Origin of the sequence: Alicyclobacillus acidiphilus NBRC 100859, from assembly GCF_001544355.1 — a bacterium.
Taxonomy (GTDB): Bacteria; Bacillota; Bacilli; order Alicyclobacillales; family Alicyclobacillaceae; genus Alicyclobacillus; species Alicyclobacillus acidiphilus.
The window spans coordinates 1-19,288 of record NZ_BCQI01000012.1; the positions used below are offsets into that span (position 1 = coordinate 1).

General features: G+C 55.7%; 13 protein-coding genes, 10 tRNA genes and 1 pseudogene. 16 read left to right on the top strand and 8 right to left on the bottom strand.

From position 1 onward, the window contains the following. A partial coding sequence (locus AAC01S_RS06405) for an MFS transporter (RefSeq protein WP_174520830.1) occupies positions 1–533 on the bottom strand: 533 nt, incomplete at its 3' end. A 140-nt stretch (positions 534–673) separates the two neighbouring features. Between AAC01S_RS06405 and AAC01S_RS06410 the strand changes: the two genes are divergently transcribed. Further along, positions 674–1,204, top strand: coding sequence for a PadR family transcriptional regulator (locus AAC01S_RS06410; protein WP_067620602.1), 531 nt, complete (start codon positions 674–676; stop codon positions 1,202–1,204). Positions 1,205–1,355: 151 nt separating this feature from the next. Beyond that, complete coding sequence (locus AAC01S_RS06415) at positions 1,356–3,338, top strand: TOMM precursor leader peptide-binding protein (protein WP_067620605.1); 1,983 nt, start codon at positions 1,356–1,358, stop codon at positions 3,336–3,338. A 593-nt stretch (positions 3,339–3,931) separates the two neighbouring features. Here AAC01S_RS06415 and AAC01S_RS06420 read toward each other — a convergent pair. The 5 genes and pseudogenes from AAC01S_RS06420 to AAC01S_RS06440 form a co-directional block, all read right to left on the bottom strand. Next, positions 3,932–5,131: a phospholipase D-like domain-containing protein gene (locus AAC01S_RS06420; protein WP_083511580.1), complete on the bottom strand. Its 1,200-nt coding sequence runs from the start codon at positions 5,129–5,131 to the stop codon at positions 3,932–3,934. A gap of 58 nt (positions 5,132–5,189) precedes the next feature. Continuing rightward, a pseudogene (locus tag AAC01S_RS19875) lies at positions 5,190–5,294 on the bottom strand (helix-turn-helix domain-containing protein); the annotation flags it as partial. Positions 5,295–6,250: 956 nt separating this feature from the next. Then, positions 6,251–6,340: transfer RNA gene (locus tag AAC01S_RS06430), tRNA-Ser, on the bottom strand. Between the two features lie 164 nt (positions 6,341–6,504). Further along, positions 6,505–6,579, bottom strand: a tRNA-Gly gene (locus tag AAC01S_RS06435). 306 nt (positions 6,580–6,885) lie between these two features. Continuing rightward, positions 6,886–7,104 (bottom strand): hypothetical protein, encoded by a 219-nt coding sequence (locus AAC01S_RS06440; RefSeq protein WP_067620614.1) that lies wholly within the window; start codon positions 7,102–7,104, stop codon positions 6,886–6,888. 157 nt (positions 7,105–7,261) lie between these two features. Between AAC01S_RS06440 and AAC01S_RS06445 the strand changes: the two genes are divergently transcribed. The 10 genes from AAC01S_RS06445 (at position 7,262) to AAC01S_RS06490 (ending at position 10,349) form a co-directional block, all read left to right on the top strand. After that, positions 7,262–7,338 (top strand) — tRNA-Arg (locus AAC01S_RS06445). 3 nt (positions 7,339–7,341) lie between these two features. Beyond that, a tRNA-Leu gene (locus AAC01S_RS06450) sits at positions 7,342–7,424 on the top strand. A gap of 46 nt (positions 7,425–7,470) precedes the next feature. After that, a tRNA-Ala gene (locus tag AAC01S_RS06455) sits at positions 7,471–7,546 on the top strand. A gap of 5 nt (positions 7,547–7,551) precedes the next feature. Next, positions 7,552–7,626 (top strand) — tRNA-Asn (locus AAC01S_RS06460). Positions 7,627–7,630: 4 nt separating this feature from the next. Continuing rightward, a tRNA-Glu gene (locus AAC01S_RS06465) sits at positions 7,631–7,705 on the top strand. Beyond that, a tRNA-Val gene (locus AAC01S_RS06470) sits at positions 7,706–7,780 on the top strand. It begins immediately after the preceding tRNA gene. A gap of 22 nt (positions 7,781–7,802) precedes the next feature. After that, positions 7,803–7,879 (top strand) — tRNA-Ile (locus AAC01S_RS06475). A gap of 213 nt (positions 7,880–8,092) precedes the next feature. Further along, complete coding sequence (locus AAC01S_RS06480) at positions 8,093–8,659, top strand: anthranilate synthase component II (protein ID WP_067620617.1); 567 nt, start codon at positions 8,093–8,095, stop codon at positions 8,657–8,659. Positions 8,660–8,679: 20 nt separating this feature from the next. Beyond that, complete coding sequence (locus AAC01S_RS06485; protein WP_067620620.1) at positions 8,680–10,203, top strand: anthranilate synthase component I family protein; 1,524 nt, start codon at positions 8,680–8,682, stop codon at positions 10,201–10,203. A gap of 70 nt (positions 10,204–10,273) precedes the next feature. Then, positions 10,274–10,349, top strand: a tRNA-Arg gene (locus tag AAC01S_RS06490). 163 nt (positions 10,350–10,512) lie between these two features. Here the strand turns inward: AAC01S_RS06490 and AAC01S_RS06495 are convergent. Further along, positions 10,513–10,731, bottom strand: a complete 219-nt coding sequence (locus AAC01S_RS06495) for a hypothetical protein (RefSeq protein WP_067620623.1) — start codon at positions 10,729–10,731, stop codon at positions 10,513–10,515. Between the two features lie 163 nt (positions 10,732–10,894). On the opposite strand from AAC01S_RS06495, the gene argC reads away from it, so the two are divergent. The 3 genes from argC to AAC01S_RS06510 are packed head-to-tail and all read left to right on the top strand — an operon-like array spanning position 10,895 to position 13,908. Then, on the top strand, positions 10,895–11,935 hold the full coding sequence (gene argC / locus AAC01S_RS06500) for an N-acetyl-gamma-glutamyl-phosphate reductase (protein WP_067620626.1): 1,041 nt from the start codon (positions 10,895–10,897) through the stop codon (positions 11,933–11,935). Between the two features lie 12 nt (positions 11,936–11,947). Next, positions 11,948–12,745, top strand: coding sequence for an acetylglutamate kinase (gene argB, locus AAC01S_RS06505; protein ID WP_067620628.1), 798 nt, complete (start codon positions 11,948–11,950; stop codon positions 12,743–12,745). Continuing rightward, a complete protein-coding gene (locus AAC01S_RS06510) occupies positions 12,742–13,908 on the top strand; it encodes an aspartate aminotransferase family protein (protein WP_067620631.1) in 1,167 nt (388 codons plus the stop codon). Before argB ends, AAC01S_RS06510 begins: the two co-directional genes overlap by 4 nt. A gap of 171 nt (positions 13,909–14,079) precedes the next feature. Here the strand turns inward: AAC01S_RS06510 and AAC01S_RS06515 are convergent, their stop codons facing one another. Next, positions 14,080–14,571: an N-acetyltransferase gene (locus AAC01S_RS06515; protein WP_067620634.1), complete on the bottom strand. Its 492-nt coding sequence runs from the start codon at positions 14,569–14,571 to the stop codon at positions 14,080–14,082. 160 nt (positions 14,572–14,731) lie between these two features. On the opposite strand from AAC01S_RS06515, the gene AAC01S_RS06520 reads away from it, so the two are divergent. Next, positions 14,732–19,234: a glutamate synthase-related protein gene (locus AAC01S_RS06520; RefSeq protein ID WP_306307171.1), complete on the top strand. Its 4,503-nt coding sequence runs from the start codon at positions 14,732–14,734 to the stop codon at positions 19,232–19,234. The last annotated feature ends 54 nt before the right edge of the window (positions 19,235–19,288 follow it).

Here is a 19,288-nt window from a genome sequence, read left to right on the forward strand (position 1 = left end):
TGTATCACAAAGAACAGAATCCGCCACGAGTGGTGCTCGACGAGCCAGCCGGACAGCGTCGGACCGATGGCGGGCGCAAACATGATGACGAGCCCCATGATGCCCATCGCGCCGCCGCGTTCGTGGGGGGCGAAGACGGTGAGCACAGTCGTCATCAGCAAGGGGAGCATAATCGCCGCACCGCTGGCTTGCACGACGCGCCCGACCAAGAGGAAGCCAAAGTCAGGAGACACGGCGGCAATCAACGTACCGACAGCAAATAGGGACATCGCCGTAAGAAACAAAGTTCGAGTCGTGAATCGTTGGATCAGAAACGCGGTGACTGGGATGAGCACGCCGTTCGTCAGCATGTAGCCTGTGGTGAGCCACTGTGCGGTCGTTGCCGCGATGTGCAGTTCTCTCATGATGGGCGGCAGTGCGACGTTCAACAATGTTTCATTGAGAATGGATACGAAGGCCCCGGAAACCATGACAATCATAATCATGGTTCGATTCAGGTGCCCCACGCTTGGGTGCCCGGTCTGTGTCTGCATGTTTATAAAGCCTCCTAGCTCCTCGGCAGAAAGATACGTTAACATAGGTTAGTTTAACGTATTTGCTATATGTGTTAATCTAACATATGGACACCGACGAAAACAATCGGTTCACATAAATTTCAAAATAGGTGATGCACGTGTACGCGGACATTTTGATCTTGGGGGAACTTCTGTCGGGCCCGAAACATGGGTATGAAATCAAAAAGGACGTTCAAAGGGCGCTCGGTGAGGGCTTTGAACTGAACAATAATCTCCTGTACCCTGCGCTGCGCCGTTTTCTGGAGACGGGAGCCATCTCGAAACAAGTCATCAAGGCTGAGGGCAAACCGGATCGAAATGTCTATATCCTGACCGATGAAGGGGAGCGAAGGTTCTATGAGCTGATTCGCGACTTTCCCGCGAAATCCGCTGCGAACTCCATCGATTTTTTAGTGCGGGTCGCCTTCTTTGATCGTCTGGACCCCGATGTCGCGCAGGGAATTTTACAGACGCGGCAGGATGTTTTGTGGAAACAACTGGAGTTTTGCCGCGATATCGAGACTGTTCATTCTGAATTGGCGTGGGCGATGGAAGTGGTTCGCTTCCAAATCACCCAGATTGAATCTGAATTGGCCTGGATTGACGAACTCAAGCGGAAATTGCAAAGCGGGGAAGCACCTGCCCGCTAGATCGCTGCGCGCCAGGCGTCGATGCGGTGCCCCTAATGCAGTGTTGGTCTCTTTCGTTCTATACAAAGGAACGCAGGAATAGGATGACTAGGATGTAGTCATTAAATCAGGAGACTGACGCCGCGTTGCGCGGGATATGCGGGGGAGTATCATGGAGATTGTCCTTGTTCACAACGGTTCCGTACTAGCTGAACAAATCTCGGACACCTGGCGCGAACAGATGGGTCAAATTCAGGACATTCGTCTGGTTGACAGCGGTTCGCTGGATGATCTGGAACGATGCTGTCCAAACCTTGTCATGTTGGCATCGGATACGCCATCTGAATTCGAGCACCTGGTATTGCAAACGTGCCGAGAACGGCAATTCAGCGTCTTATCTGTGCTTGGCAGAGGATCGACCGTTCTGGTGGGGCCGCTGGAGACCCCAGGAATACCTGGTTGCGTCACGTGTCTTGAGTTGCGTTGGGAAAACACGTTCGAGCGCAGTCTTCTGAGTTCCATTTTTAGCCCATTCGCTGCCGATGATGAGGAATCGTCCGCGATGCCACTGGAGATGTCTCCATCTGCACTCTCCATATTGGGAAACGTCGTGATCGACGAGATGCGCTCGATCACGGCAGAGTCTCTCCATGCGCCGCATTGCAAGGGCCATGTCGGCGTGCTTGACGATGGGGAGCCCTTTCAGTGGGTTCCAGTCGTCCCCAGTCACGATTGTCCTCGATGCAACCTGAAGCCAGATGACGATCCCGCTCTCGCCCAATGCCAGTTCGCCTCTCATATCGTCGGCGACGCGGAAGCGCTGCGCGTGAAGACGTTGGACTTTAAGCGGTTGGAAAGGTTGTTCATCCACCACAAGGTTGGGTATATTTCAGCCGCCAACGCCTATTCGAACGAAGACCGCTATGTTCAGGCGGACGCCTATATCTACACGCCTGCTGGCGCCGAAATCGCTGGCTATGGCTCAGGGTTGTCGATCACCGACGCCAAACAGTCCGCCATGCTTGAAGTGCTGGAGCGCAGCTGCGGGTTTGAGGCGGTGAATCGACGGCCGGTCGTGTTTGGCAAGCATTCGGACTTCCACGATACAGCCGTCCATCCGTTGCAATTCGGGTTGCACAGCGACGAGTTGTACCAGTCGTCCCACCATCGCCTTGAACCCTTCGATGAAGAGAAGGCGTATTCGTGGGTCTGGGCATACTCGACCAAGTACAATCGCCCTGTCCTCGTTCCTGAGCAGATTGCCTATTATGGACCAACGGCTGACGAGAAGCGATTTGTCATGCAAACGTCCAATGGTTGCGCGATCGGAGGGACCGTGGAAGAAGCCGCGCTGCATGGAATGTTCGAAGTGATCGAGCGGGACGGATTTTTGAACATGTGGTATGCGAAGATGCCGCTGCCTGAGCTCATGTTGGGGCCCCAGTGTCCGACCAAGGTGTCTGAAGTGTTTGATTATCTCACGGAAAAGGGATTTGAGGTTCGATTGTTCCGCATGTCCCACGATCTCGCCATACCAACGATCTGCGCTGTGGCTGTTCGCGACAAAGACGACTATCCGAAAGTGGTGTGCGGTTCGGCGTGCCACATCAATCCGTATCAGGCTGCCTATGGTGCGCTTCGCGAATTGACCGTGCAAGTGCTCAATTTGCTCCGAGCGCCGGAAGAGAGGCGCAAAGAGGCATTCTCGATGTTTTTGGATCCGACGAAAATCAGGGATATTCTCGATCACGTCGCGGTCGCCGCATTGCCCGAAGCCTACTCGCGTTGGGCGTTCCTGTTGAGGCGGGAGAATCAAGGGCGAATACGAGCCATCGAAGACGAGTACGCCGACGCAGCTCGACAATACCAAATCGATTCACGCGACATTCGACGCATTCTCAATTCCGTGTTTGAGGACTTGCACGGGCGGGGATTTGACGTGATCGTGATCGATCAAACCAGCGTGGAAGTAGCTTACGGCGGCCTGCATGCCGTAAAAGCGCTCATACCCGGAATGACTCCGATTACGTTTGGCTATGGGTTTCAACGAGTTCGAGGACTCTCACGGCTGTTCGAATTGCCATACCGAATGGGCTACGCCGAAAAAGTGCTGACGGAAGAGGATTTAAATCCGGATTGCCATCCGTTTTCGTAACACGGATGATCGTTTCCTGTGTTCTGGCAATGGCGCAAGCAAAGGCGTCCTCAGGGGACGCCTTTCGACTTTCATTTGAACGCAATCAGGCTACGCAAATTCTATGGGTTTGTCTCTTTAGTACGCTCCTGCACAGCTGCAGCTGCTAGCTGCACCATAGCCGACGGCTGGTACAAACAAGAAGAACAGAACAAAGATGATCAAGAACACTACGGCCCATTGCGTGTATCCACCAAAAGTTCCGTACATGGAAGTCCCTCCTCACCATTCTTCATGATGGTTTACATTGCGGATTCGGTGTCCCAGGAGCGTGTCGCTGCCGTTCAAAAACGCGTGATTAATAGCCTGCCGCGCAGCTTGCGCCATAACCAACTGCTGGTACAAGCAAGAAGAACAGAACGAAGATAATCAAGAACACGACTGCCCATCGGGTATACCCGCCAAATGCTCCGTACATGCGTTTCCCTCCTTATGGTTGGCGTCTGTTTAGATTTATGTCCAGTGGATTGTCCTATCAAAGGTCACATGACCCAGGACATTCGCCCATTTTGGTTGATGAACGTGCGAAACCGCCAGGCGATTGATGCTCTGGGTTATTTCGATCGATGCACGTAGACGAGCTTGCCGCTCGTATTGAAGTAGCACTCGTCACCATTCGGATAGTGCCATACGGTTTCCGGCTCTCCATGATAGGTGGTGGTGCTCACGCTGGATGGGCTTCCCCAGCGAGCCCGTACTTCGCTTTCGGACAATCCAAGCGGCAAGTATGGATACGATCCATTCGATGTACTCGTTTCTGTCGCAGTTTTACTCGTTGCCGTCAAGGGAGTGGCCTTGGCCCAGTATGTCGAGAACCACGCGGACGCCTGGCGAATCACCGATTTTTGTTCAACCACGACACCCACTTCGCGATTTTCTGTGAGCGATGTCGTCGTCAAGTTTTCGCTGCCGACGAACAGCTTTGCAGCGGATACGATGACCTTGGCATGAACGTACGGGCTTTTGAGGAGCCGCACCTGAACTCCGTGAGCCGCGAGTGCACGAGCGTTGTTCAAATCGCTTGAAGACACGGAATCCGGCAGCAACAACCGCAGTTGCTTGCCTTTCGTCTGCATGGTTTGCAGAATTGCCTTTTCACTGCCCAATTCCTCCGACGCGACGGACACAACGCCAGGTTGTTTCAGCAGACCGATGATCCCCGACTCAGCTCCCGGCGATATGATGAGCGATGCGTTCGACACCGTGGCCGACTTGTGAGACCAATCGGCGACAAAGAGTTTGGTTAGCGTATCAGGTATCGTTCCGCCCGAAATCGCGACATCGCCTTCCAGGTTGTCGCCGCCCTCCATGGCTGAATAATCCGCGTTTGCTGAGCCGACGATCGCGCTCTTACCGTCTGCAACCAAGTACTTCGCATGGTCAAAGCTGTTGGCAGAGGGACTCCAAAAGTGAATTTGAACCTTCGTATTGGCAAATTCGCTCCGTTCCTCGGTTACGGCGCTGGAATCGTCGTAGGGATGGGCGTCTGCGATCACGCGCACATTCACCCCTCGTTTCGCAGCCGCGACGAGAGCCTGCACGATGGGCTTGTCGGTGATGATGTAATCGTTGATGTAGACCGAGGATTTGGCAGAGTCGATCATTATCACCCATGGCTGCGCAGCTGAACCCGGCTCAGGAATCCAAGACACGGCTGCGCTTGTGGCTGCGGAAACCGTGGCCGGAATAGACAAGAGGAGACCTCCGGCCAGCAGAAGTCTGGGCATGATCTTAGATTTTTTCTGTACGAACATCGTTACCACTCCCGAATCGATGATACTGGACGTTATGAACCTCGTATAATAGTCGAGAGCCTTCGCCGTCTTCTTCACCTCTGTACTCCAAAATATCACCTGGCTGGCAGTCCAAAGCCATACAGATCGCTTCCAATGTTGAAAAGCGAATCGGTTTTGCCTTATCACGTCAGTATGAACCCACTTGTAAACCGTTGACACGATGGTGAAAGGCCAAAGGGATGTCCTAAAATGATACGAACAGCGCTCTTGGTCAGGTCGAGCAATTTATCTTCTTGTTCCCTTCAATGCATGGCCAATGAAGCCACTAACAGGCTGTCGAGTGTGTGCATTCCAAAAACGGCACTCCAGTTGGAACGGTCAAAAGTAAGTGCGAAGCAGATGAAAATGCACAACTAGAAAACACAGAACGATGGAAATGGATAACACTTCCAAGTGCTTCCAACCTCTCTTTGGCAGAATTTCATTTCGTAGATGTAATAGGTGCAAAGCATGGACGCCAGGAAAACAAAGACGTGTAGAGCCGCTGTCTTCGGTGAACGACTCCAAGCACCAATGATCGTCCCGACGAATATCCATCTTCCGGGATAACTGGCGATAAATTGACGGATTTCGTCCACGACTTGCCTGGCAACTGGGGGCATTGGAACATCAACGGCGATACTTCCGAGGAACTTCGCTAGAAAGCCCAATATTGCCCCAAGCAATAATACGAACAAAACCCGAAAGAGCTTTTGTTGGAGTGAAATTGGCCTAACCGATGGTTGCCTAATGTTCTCCAGGTACCCCTGCACATTGGATACCCTGTTTCCATCGTTTTGCATCGACTCCAAAATTGTAAATGACTGAAATGAGTGTAGCATATGGCTATCGTATGAACGTGGCTTGGCGATGCATGCGACGGAAACACTACAGTTTGTTTGTGAATTGTCTGTGCATTTTGCAGAATTTCCGTGGCTGTCAGATGGTATAGAACGGTCAGAGGTATGTCGATGTTTCGCGCTGACCGCGTTCAGCCATGATGATTCCCTCGCTCGTCGGTATCGTGAGGCCGTCGATCAGGAGAAAAACAAACGCCCCAGACCGCATGTAGCGATCCGAGGCACTTGCCGAAACATATGGCGGAGAGGGTGGGATTCGAACCCACGGTGCCCTTGCGAACACGGCGGTTTTCAAGACCGCTGCCTTAAACCACTCGACCACCTCTCCAGGTGGGAATTCCGTATTGATTTCTAAGCCTCCGCTTCAGCGGAGGCTTAGAATCCTATTCTGGTGCTTATGAAGCGTGGACGAGATTCGGCGGACAGACCGTAGGCCTGTCTGGGTCCCAGAAGAAGGGAACCACTGATGAGAATCCCGAATACGCTGCTCTTTGGAGCGGAAGACGGGATTCGAACCCGCGACCCTCGCCTTGGCAAGGCGATGCTCTACCCCTGAGCCACTTCCGCACAAGCGATTGTTCAAACCGCATTAATGAATATACAAGCCTTCATCGGCTCTGTCAAGAGATCGTGTGACTCCTCGAGACTGCACTGTGGCCAGTCTTTGATGAACTTGTTGACTGCCGCGAATAGCGCGCCAAAATCGGGGCAACATAATTGCACAGGAGGTTGATGTGCCGCAATACGAATCCATTGAATTCGTCGTGTGGTGTCTGTCAACAGCCTTTGCGAAAGGACGGCACTTGTGCCGTCCTTTCGTCTGTTCAGTGACTTGGTTTCAGAAAAGGTTGTGACCGGTCCACATCAAGGCAGTCATCCGTACAGGTCAATGTAGCGGCCTTTGCCGGGATCGCTGGAGTGCGTATGTTGCTGCTGGCTGTCCGACTCTGATTGTGAACTGGTATTCTTCGATGAAGTCTGAGGTGCGGCAGGCACCGAAACTATAGCGGCTTGGCCGCCAGCATCTGGATAAATCACGTGTTGTAAGTTCGATGCCTCGAGCAAGTTGGACGGCACACCAGAGAACAGCATGTGCGTCACCTCCCAAAGGCAAGTTTAACTTCACTATAATTGATTGCTTGCTGGATGGCCAGGAGCGTTCAATTTCAAGACGATCCACAAAACAAGAAAAATGGAGTTGCGAGATGTCGACAAAGGTGGTATGCTATCCATCGTCCATTTCAACTGTGTGCCCTTAGCTCAGCTGGATAGAGCGTTTGACTACGAATCAAAAGGTCGGGAGTTCGAATCTCTCAGGGCACGCCATCTCCCGGAGTGGCGGAATTGGCAGACGCACACGACTCAAAATCGTGCGGGAAACCGTGCCGGTTCGAGTCCGGCCTCCGGGACCAGATACTTTCATCGTTTTTTGAGAGTATCCGTTGTGACTTTGCAGATGGGGCTATAGCTCAGTTGGGAGAGCGCTAGAATCGCACTCTAGAGGCCAGCGGTTCGAATCCGCTTAGCTCCACCATATGATCCTCGATAGCTCAGCGGTAGAGCATCCGGCTGTTAACCGGAGGGTCGTAGGTTCGAATCCTACTCGGGGAGCCAGTCAGGCCCCATGGTCAAGCGGTTAAGACACCGCCCTTTCACGGCGGTAACGCGGGTTCGAGTCCCGCTGGGGTCACCAGGGCGGTTAGCTCAGGGGGAGAGCACTCGCTTCACACGCGAGGGGTCGGCAGTTCGATCCTGCCACCGCCCACCACCATTGTTGTTGACAACTTTGAGGGCCCATAGCTCAGCTGGCTAGAGCGCACGACTGATAATCGTGAGGTCGGAGGTTCGAGTCCTCCTGGGCCCACCACAACCGAGAACGGAAGACCGATTGGAGCGCGTGAATCGCGTGGCTTCAATTGGTCTTTTTGTGCATTTGGGGGCATGTGGCGGATCGGGCGGCAGGGATAAACGTCCTGTTGACGAACTTCCCGGTTCTCATGTAGGGTAATGCTAGTTGAGTGAGCAAAGTTGAGAATGGCACGGGTTCGTCCTGTGCAGAGCCTGAGAGGAGCCGAGTTTCATGCTGTTAGTGATCGACAATTTCGATTCGTTTACTTACAATTTGGTCCAGTATTGTTCTGAGTTAGGGGCCGAAGTCGTCGTTCGGCGCAATGATGTTCCTCTGCGCGACCTCCAATTGCTTCATCCCTCCGCTGTGATCGTCTCGCCTGGTCCGTGTTCACCAACCGAAGCCGGTGTATCTGTAGAAGCGATTCAGTACTTTTCCGGAAGAATTCCGCTGCTTGGCGTCTGTCTGGGACATCAATCGCTCGCGGTGGCGTTTGGCGGCGAGGTTGTTCGCGCGGCCGAACCTCTGCATGGGAAAACGTCGATGGTGAGCCACAATGGCAAAGACGCTTTGTTCGCTGGGGTGCCTAAGGCGTTTCGGGCGACCAGGTACCATTCGCTCGTGGTCAATCCGAGTTCCTTGCCTGATGAATTCGATGTGACCGCCGAGGTTGACGAGGTCATCATGGCGATGCGCCATCGTCCGACAGGGGCCGTCGGTGTGCAGTTTCACCCGGAGAGTATCCTGACCGACTATGGCAAGCGGATGATCGCAAACTTCTTGCAGGGCGCAGCGTAAGGGAAGCGGGGGAACAGACTGTGAAAGTACAAGATTACAAGCCGTTTGGGAGCGTCGATCCGTTCCATTTATACCTGCATATCCAGTCCCGGGTGGGGGCATATCGGGCCTTCTTGCTTGAGGCTGGCCGAGAAGACGACAGTGCCATGTATCAGACCAGCCTGATTGGCGTCTGCCCGATTGTCGAGGTTCAGGTCCGGGATCACCTTGTGACCGTCAGCGCGATACCAGAGCTGGCGGATAGTGTGCTGCCGCTCATTGCCGAAGCACGACAAGTGGCGGAGGTAAGGTGGCAGAGTGCGGTTGGCGACGTGATCGCGCAATTTCACGCGGATGACCCGATGGCGTTTCTCGAGAAGCTTCGTGGAACGCTCCACGACACGTGCGCGCCTGATATGAGCAAGCCGTTCAGCGCGGGGTTTTTGGGGTATGTCGGCTATGACGCCATTCATTATCTGGAGCGTTTGCCGAAGACCACCGAGGACGATCGCGAATTACCCGACGTTCGTCTCCAGTGGCACGCGGGTATGATCCAACTGGCGGACGGTGGCGTTGCATTGTACCGGCAAGACGATCAGAGCGTCATCGCCGCGAACGCGCGCGTTGCGGAGGAACTTGCCGGGATCGAAGCGGTTCTTACGCAACTGGAACACAGGGACCTGGGGCAACCGGAAGTGCTCGCTTCGCTGCCTTCTTCCGCCGGAGGAGCGAAGATTTTCTACGATCTCCCGGAAACCGCCTTCTGCGACAACGTGACTCGGGCCAAGGAGTACATCAGGGCTGGAGACATTTTTCAGGTGGTCCTGTCGACACGCATCCGCATCGAGGGAGGGATCCATCCGTACCTCGCCTACAATCGATTGCGCAAGCTGAATCCGTCGCCGTACATGTTCGTCGCGGAGTACCCAGGTATGCGGTTGTATGGCGCGAGTCCGGAAGTGCAGTTTCGCTGTGTGGATCGACGTGCGGAGATGAAGCCCATCGCGGGCACGACACGCGGCCGCGGGCAATCCAAAGAGGAAGATGCCGCGCTTGTCGCGGAGTTGAAAAACGACGCCAAGGAGAACGCGGAGCACGTCATGCTGGTCGATCTGTGCCGCAACGATCTCGGCCGCGTCGCCGAGATTGGATCCGTTCATGTTCCCGACTTCATGACCGTTGAGAAGTATTCGCACCTCTACCATCTTGTCTCGCGCGTGGAGGCTGTGTTGCGGAGCGACGTCAGCGTATTTCACGCGCTGTTGGCGACCTTCCCCAACGGGACGTTGTCAGGCGCGCCGAAGATTCGGGCGATGGAAATCATTGACGAACTGGAGCGCGTGAGGCGGGGGCCGTATGGTGGATTTATTGGGATGATCGATGCGGATGCAAACGCCAATACGGCGATTGTCATTCGATCCGTCGTCGAGATCCAAGGGACCCAGTACGTGCAGGCGGGAGCGGGCATCGTTCTCGACTCGATTCCGACGCGCGAGTGGGAAGAATGCCATCACAAGGCTGGCGCGATTCTCGATGTGCTCACAGGTTCCCGTGAAGGCGTGTAAATTTGGATTTCGCCTGTAAATGGTCATTGCGTCAGAGGACGAAGGTGTGTTAAGATACACCTCGTCACTTGCGTCCGTAGCTTAGTGGATAGAGCGCTGGCCTCCGGAGCCAGAGGTCGGGGGTTCGAATCCCTCCGGACGCGCCAAGTTTGTTGCAGGGAGAGACCTTGCGGGATAAAGCTTCTCGGTAAATCCGAGAGGTTTTTTTTCTTTTTCTCGGAAATCAGCGGATAACGGATGAACACGCCACACAAAAAGGCTGTCCCCAGCAGTTGATTTGCTGCAGGACAGCCTTTTTGCGCATGGATCTCAGAGACTGCTGCTCTCGTCGGCATATCCGCTGTAACCATAGCCGCCGTAGGTGTATCCACCCGTCATGGTCGTTGCGTCGTACTCTGTGTACGACACGACATTGGCGCCAGCTGGTCCTGCGACATAGTTGTAGGCTGGGCAAAGCAGGAAGAACAGCACGAAGATGATCAGAAAGACCACAGCCCATCTCGTATATCCGCCAAACACACCCATCATATATCCCCCTCCTCCAGAGTTACTGCATGAAATGATGGGACAGCAGCCCTTCGATACGGACACTCGCACAGAAAATTCGCTGGCAAATCACGGATTCGATCCTTCTCATCCAGCGCTCTCTTCGATATAATGAATAGAAATACAATTTAGGGGATGTTTATACATGCAAGAGCGGCCGATCCGCGTCGGGATTATCGGGCCCACGGGATATGCGGGTATGGAACTGATCCGAATCGTGATTGGCCACCCTCATCTGGAACTGACTTATTTGGCTGGGTCAGGCAACCATTCGGGAACGCTGGCGGAGGTGTTTCCGCACTTCGCGCACGTCGCTGGCCCTGACATCGTGACGTTCGACGCAGACGTGTGCGCACAGGCGTGCGATCTCGCCTTTGTCGCACTGCCTTCAGGCGAATCGGGAAAAGTTGCAGTTGAACTGTGGAGGCGGGGCGTGCGAACGGTCGATCTCTCCGGCGACTTGCGTCTGCCAAGCGATGTGTACCAAACCTGGTACGGCAAGGAACCGTTGCCGGACGACGTCATTCAAGAAGCGGTATATGGACTGTCCGAATTCAATCGTTCCAGGATCGCGGCGGCGAATCTGATTTCGAATCCTGGGTGTTACGCGACGGCTGCCATTTTGGCGCTCAAGCCCATTGTCTCGTGGTCGGAGGCGCGTATCCAAGGTCCAGTGGCGATCGACGCGAAATCCGGGGTAACGGGGGCTGGCAGAGGTCTGAAAAGCCATCTGTTGTTTGCGGAACTGGCGAATGATTTCTATCCGTACCGCGTAGGTTCCCATCAGCACACACCAGAGATTGAGCAGGCTTTGTCCCACGAGTGCACCGTTCTGCTGACGACGCAGCTTCTGCCGGTGATGCGAGGCATTCTGACATCGAGTTACGTAACGCTGTCAGGCGATGTCCGCGCGGAGGAGATCCAGGGGCATTACGAGTCCTTCTATCAAGACGAACCATTTGTCCACGTCCTTCCTTATGGCCAGGTGCCACACATGAAGTCTGTCGTGGGGACCAATCATGTGCAAATTGGTGTCCATTTGAATGAACGGACGGGGATTTTGCAAGTTTTCAGCGTGATCGACAATTTGGGTAAGGGTGCATCGGGGCAGGCGGTCCAGAACGTGAACATCGCCTATGGATTCGCGGAGACAACCGGGCTGACACAGGAAGCACTCTGGACCTGAGGAGGTGGCGGGATGAACGTTGTTTTAAAAGTCGGAGGTTCTCTCGACGGCCAAGGTGCCGACGTGCTGGTTGAGGCGTTGCGCTCTTCGATGGCCCAGGGGCTGCGGCCGATTCTCGTCCATGGCGGTGGCCCTGCGATTTCGAGAAAATTGGCTGCGGCCAACCTCGAACTGCCTTTTGTCGATGGACTGCGCGTGACGACCGAAGAGGCGGTTGGACTTGTGGTCGAAGCGCTGCGGGAGTGCAACGAAAGCTTGCTTTCGACGCTGCAGGGGGCGGGATTGTCGGTTGTTCCGTTCGTCGACGGGGATATCGTGGAAGCGGAGGACATTGGTATGATGAGAACCGGATCGGTCAGCCGCGTTCACCCCGAGTCACTCGCGGAAGCGACGCGGACTGGAAATATTCCGCTGCTGCCGCCGTACGGGAAGTCGGCCTCGGGAGATTTCTACAATCTCAACGCGGACGTTGCGGCGGCGCATGTCGCGGAGGCTGTGCAGGCGGATCGATTGATTTTTCTGACCGACGTTCCAGGTGTGTACGCCGATTTTGAAGCGGGGACGCGCCTGTTGGATACGACGCCGCAAGAACTGCGGCAACTGATGGCGTCCGGTTCCTTCACATCCGGCATGATCCCGAAAGTCACGGCGATGCTGTACGCAGCGGAACGGGATATTCCGGAAGTGTGGGTTGTCGATGGGCGAAACGCCGACAGCGTTCAATTCGCGTTGGGGCTGTCCATGGCGGAGGAGCCGCGAGATCGAGGAACAAAATTGAGCCGATCCACGGAGGAGGCGCACGTATTTTGAGCACGACGACGAAGACGCTTGCGGATGACGTGTTATTTCAGAACTATGGAAAGCGCAATATCTCGATTGTACGAGGCGACGGAGCCTTTCTGTACGACGACGAAGGGAAGGAATACCTCGACTTCACCGCGGGCATCGCGGTTTGCAATCTCGGTCACGCGCATCCAGGTGTGGCGGCGGTCATTTCCGAACAAGCGAGAACGCTAATTCACACGTCGAACCTCTTCCTCGTGCAGGGGCAGGTCGATCTCGCGCGCAAATTGACGCAGTTGGTCTCGAAGTCCGTCCCGTATCGCACGATGTTCGTCAACAGCGGCACCGAGGCGAACGAGGGCGCGCTGAAGCTGGCGCGGCGGTACCAGTATCTGCAGGGGCATGGGGACAAGACGAAAATTTTGTCACTGCCGCACGGTTTCCATGGCAGAACGTTCGGGTCGCTGTCAGTGACACCGAAAGCGGCATATCATGAAGGATTCACGCCGCTCGTGCCAGGCTTCGAGACGCCGGCTGCGCTCGACGACGTGATCGATCACGTCGATGACACGGTCGCCGCTTGCATCGTGGAGGTCATTCAGGGCGAAGCGGGTGTGCGGCCGCTCGCCGCCGATTTTGTCCGGGCGCTCGCCGCGAAGCTGAAGGAGAAGGGCGCCTTGTTGATTGTCGACGAGGTTCAGACGGGCGTTGGGCGGACCGGCACCTTTTTCGGCTTTGAGGCGTACGGCATCGAGCCGGATATCGTCACGCTGGCGAAGGGATTGGGCAATGGCGTGCCAACGGGCGCGATTCTCGCCAAATCGAGCGTGGCGGAGGCGTTCACGCCGGGCGCCCATGGAACGACGTTTGGCGGCAACCCGCTCGCGATGGCCGTGGCAAACTACGTGGTGGACTGCGTCTCGCAGCCTGATTTTTTGAAGCATGTACAAACCGTTGGCCAGGCTTTGCAAAGCGTGTTGACGGCTCATTTCGATCACGTCGACGGCCGCGGCCTGATGTGGGGATTCGATGTTCCGGACGCCAACGTTTGGGCGGCCAAAGCCGCAGATGCCGGGCTGCTGGTCACGAAATGTTCAAACCAGCGGATTCGAATTCTGCCGCCGCTCATCATCGATGAACACCACGTCGAGCGCTTCGCAGATATTCTTACCAGTGTCGGAACGGTTTGAGCCATAGTAAAATCGGGAGTGACCGGATAGGTCATTCCCGATGGTGATTGATTCAGACGACTGGTCTGCTATACTTGCAGTACGCTTTATGAGCGTGTTCGACATGGTCGCCGCTCAGTTCACGTCAAGCCGGGGGACAATCGTCTATCCCTCGCCGTCACCCGGTTGCCATTACGCTTCCTTCGCCCTGTCGGACATCCGGAAATGCCGCGTATAGTGCACCATGGCAACTTCGTCGCAGTGGTAGAACTTCTTGCAGTAAATGCAGTCTTTCCATACCTTATGCGGCAGTGTTTCCTTGCGGACGACATGGAAGTCCAATTTCTCGAAAAACCGCGTCTGATACGTCAGTGACAGCACTTGTGCGATACCTAATTGTTCGGCCTCCTTGAGGAGCGTTTGAACAATCTGTCGTCCAATTCCGCGGCCGTGCGCCTCTGGTGCAACGGCAAGCGACCTCACTTCAGCCAAGTCGGTCCACAGGATGTGCAATCCCGCGACGCCAATGACTTTCTGATTGTCGTCCACTGCCACAGTAAAGTTCTGAAGGTGTTCACAAAGTGATTTTATGGTTCTCGGCAACATCAGGCCGATATCCGCGAACTGTTGGATGAGCTGCTGCATCTGTTCCACATCCGCTGAGGTCGCTTTCCGGATCTCCATTCCGGACCCTCCTCTCACAATTGCATATATTTATAACATGCGATAGCATGATTATTCAAGAAACCGTATAATGTTTCATAATTCGTTTGAAATTTTCGCACAACCGATTGACCACATAAAGAGATAGTGTCAAAATATTATGCTAAAAGGAGTGGCGCAAGTGGATTTGAACAAATTGTCCATGGATATTCACCGCGAACACGATGCATGTGGAATTTTTTCGCAGATAGAGAAATCGGGACAGCCATCTTACGAACCAGTTCGCAATGGACTTGACGCGCTTCGCGCCATGAGACACCGTGCAGGTTACGTACAGGGCGAGGGCGATGGTTGTGGGTTGCTTCTCGACATTCCGAGGGCATTGTGGGCCTCTCGGCTGGAAGCGGCGGGGCTGAACCCAAAGTGGGCTTACGAAGACGATTTTTTCGTCGGCCATTTTCTCGTTGATAAAGCTGTCGGGTCAACCGATGCGATTCAGGCGGCACTGAAGGAGAAAGGGTTGGAGTGGTCTCTTTGGATCGACGATGGCGTGGATGAATCCTCGCTTGGCAGTATGGCGAAAGCCGTCTGTCCGCGCTTCGTGCAGGTGGTTGGCCGCGCGGGTGCGCACGATGACGCCCGTATGCACGACGCGTTCGCCGAGATCGATGAACTGCCCGGCGTTCACGTGGCGTCGCTGTCGCATTCTCAAGTTGTCTACAAGGTCATCGGCAACGATGAAACCCTGTATCATTTTTATTCAGATCTCCAGAATCCGCTGTTCAAGACGGTGTTCGTGCTTGCGCACACGCGCTATTCAACCAACACGACGACGTCGTTCCCACGGGTTCAGCCGTTTTCGAGCATCGGTCACAACGGCGAGATCAACACGATTCTGCGATTCTTTACAGAGTCGAAAATGATCAATGTGCCTTTGCGGCCGGATTTCAGTGATTCGCAGATGGTGGATCGCACGCTGCTCGCGCTTGTGTCCACACGGAATTGGTCGTTGTTTGAGGCTGCGGAACTGTTGTTCCCGCCTATTGTCAATGAAATCAAACAAATGTCAGACGAGATGTCTGATTTGTATATGTACTACCGTTCTCTGTGGGGGCCGTTCGCCCAAGGCCCGGCTGGCGTCATGATGCGTCACGGCAATGCGGCAGTGTACAGCGTGGACGCGCTTGGCTTGCGGCCGATGTGGCTGCTCGAATCGTCCACGGCCTATTATTTCTCCTCGGAGCAAGGCATTGTTCCGCAAGAGACGTGGACAGCGGAGCCGAAGCCGTTGGCGCCGGGCGAAAAGGTTGGCGTTCGGTGGACGGACCATGGCGCGCAATTGTACACGTACGCCAAGCTCCAGCAGGAGGTTCTGATGCTGGCCAAGCAGCGCTTCGACTTCCGCGGCGAACATCGCAATCTTCATTTCGCCGTGCCGTACGGCCAACAGAGCGATGTCGCGCATCCGAAGCGCGATGAACGTCCGCTCGACATTCGGACGCTCGCGTTTGGTTTCCGCGACGATGATCTGAAGTTGATTGAGCAGGAGATCCAGACCGGTGCCGAACCCATCAAATCGCTGGGATTTGACAGCCCGCTGGCGGCGCTCTCGGAAGAAGCCACCTTGTTGTCCGACTTCTTGCACGAAACGGTCGCGGTCGTCACGAATCCGGCTATCGATCGCGAACGCGAGATCGAACATTTCAGCACCCGCGCGGTGCTTGGCCGCCGTCCGTCGTTCGACGGGCTGTACCAAGAAGCGCCGCGAGTCGAAGTGCAGGCGCCGATTCTGCTCGAAGAACTGCCGCACGCGTACGGGATTGAGTTTCAAGAGATTCAGAACTTGGCGCACCGCCACGGCACCATCTGCTATGAGGACGCGTTGGCGATGCTTCACACCAGCCCCTACGGGACGGTGGAGATCCTGATTCACCGCGAAGAAGGGGAATCCGTTGCGGACGCGCTTGCCCGTTTCGAACTCGAGGCGCTGGAGGCTGTACAAGCGGGTGCGAACGCGATTGTCCTGGACGATCGGCTGCAGTTCAAGCGCGGCGGCCATATCGATCCGTTCCTCGTCACCGCCGCAGTTCACAAGGCTTTGCTGCGGCCTGCCGCAAAGCACAGCGGAGAACACCTGCGCCGCCGTTCGTCATTGATTCTGCGCAGCGGCGGACTTCGCAACCTGCACGACATCATGGTCGCCATCGGCCTTGGCGCCGATGCGGTTGTGCCGTACCTGATGTGGGAAATCGCGGCGTCGAAGGGCGACCTGCAGTCGTTGGAAAACTTGTACAAGGCGTTGACGAAAGGTATCGAGAAGGTCATATCGACGCTTGGCATTCACGAAGTGCGCGGGTATGAACGCCTGTTTGGCGCCATCGGGCTGTCCACGGCTGTCAGCGAATATTTGGGGGTTGCGACGTTCTGTGGAACGGATGACGCGGGTTTGACGTTGGCCAGGATGCAGGAACTGTCGGAACTGCGGCACACGTGGTACGGTGCGGCGGATCGAAAGAGCGTCCGGCCGAACAAGTTGTTCCAGTTGTATCCTCGCATTTGGAAGTCGGCGGGATCCGTTGCGCAAGGCGACGTGCCATACGAGGACTTTGTGTCCAAGTTGACGCAATTTGAGACGGACAATCCGTTGTCGCTGCGGCATTTGCTTGGCTTCCGGGACGATGTGAAGCCGTTTGAAGGCGACGTCGATACGACGGTCGACGGTCACCAGTATCCGATTGTCATTTCGTCGATGTCGTTCGGATCGCAAAACGAAACCGCGTATCGCGCATACGCCGAAGCGGCGTACCAGATGAACATCGTCTGCTTGAATGGCGAAGGCGGCGAGATCAAGGACTTGCTTGGCAAGTATCCGCGCAATCGCGGACGCCAAATCGCGTCCGGCCGTTTCGGAGTGAACGCCGACTTGTGCAACGGCGCGTATGTCCTTGAGATCAAGATTGGGCAAGGCGCAAAACCTGGCGAAGGCGGCCACCTGCCGGGATCGAAAGTGACCGTTCAGGTTGCCAACGCTCGAAACGCGACGCCTGGCGTCGATCTGATTTCGCCGTCCAACAACCATGACATCTACTCGATTGAAGATCTGGCACAGGTCATTTACGAGTTGAAGGAAATCAATCCACATGCGCGCGTCTCGGTCAAAGTGCCAGTTGTTCCGAATATCGGGACGATTGCGGTCGGCATCGCGAAAGCCGGCGCGGACGTCATTACGTTGTCCGGGTTCGACGGCGGCACAGGTGCAGCGCGTTCCCACGCGATTCGCCACGTTGGTCTGCCGATGGAAATTGGCGTCAAGCTGGCGCACCAGGCGCTGTGCGAGGCAGGGCTGCGCGATGTCGTGGAACTTTGGGCCGACGGCGGCGTCAAGTCCGGAACGGACGTGATGAAGGCCATCCTGCTTGGCGCCAACCGCGTTGGCTTCGGAACCATGGCAATGGTCGCCATCGGGTGTACGGCCTGCCGCGCCTGCCACAAGGACACGTGTCACGTGGGCATCGCGACGCAAATGCACGGCATTGAAGAAGCCCGCGAGAAGGGGCTGAAGGCGTTCGAACCGCAGGATTTCGACACAGCCGTGTCACAGTTGGTTAGGTTCTTCTCCGCCGTGGGTCAGCATGTGGGGGAATTGACGAAACAGCTTGGCGCAAGCAGGACGCAGGATCTGGTCGGACGCAGCGATCTGCTGGTGCAGCTCCGCGAAGATTCCCGGATCGACACATCTTGGCTGATGCGCGTAAACGAAGAGTTTATCGGCAAAGGGACGGTTGTCACGGCGCGCACGTTCGAACAGGCGTACGGCGACGTGCTCCAGACCGTTGCTGAAGTGGGCGCTGCGACTGGAACGTATGGCGCGGTTGCCTCGATGCCGTCGCGAGTCCAAAGCATCCGTGCCGTGCCTCGCGCGTTGGGCGCACGCATCAGCGGCGAGACAGTGCGCACCCGCAGCGGCGGCGACGTGGGACCCATCGTTCACGAAGGCGTCGCAGGCGCTGGATTCGCGGCCTATCATACGTCAGGTATGACATCGGTCGCGATCGGCGGCGCCCAAGACGGCGTGGCGAAAGCGGCGTTCGGCGGCAAAGTGGTGGTCTTGAAGGCGCGTTGCGCAGACGGCACTTGGCGCGGCGGTTCGGTCGGCAAGGGTCTTGCGTATGGCGCAGCGAGCGGACTCTTCATCGTTCAAGGCGACGCCGATGCGAGAGCGGGTATCCGCTTGTCGGGTGCAGATATCGTCATTGGCGGGGAGTTGTCCGCTCCTGTCAACGATCACGAATCACACATCGGCAGCCGCGCGAACATCAAAGGTTTTGCGTTCGAGTATATGACCGGTGGCCGCGCCGTGATCATGGGGGATCCCGGTCCGTGGATTTGTTCAGGCATGACCGGCGGCCGCGTGTACCTTCGTTACCAGCCGGAGCTCGGTTTAGACGAAGCGGCCTTGCGCCGCCGGATCGCGAAGGGAGCCAAAGTTGCGCTGCGGGTGCTCGACGCAAAGGGCGAGCGCGACGTGGCTGAACTGCTCGGCGCGTACCAACTGGAGTTGCGCAGATATGGCCAGCAAGACGAGGCAAGGCGCATTCAGAAGTTTATCGACAATCCAACGGTCCATTTCATGATGATTGAGCCTGGTCACGAGATCACGGATCAAGACATCGCAACGGAATAACAAACTTTGAACTTTGTCAGCCGTCATGGCGCGGATCTTGTTTTCCGCGCTGTG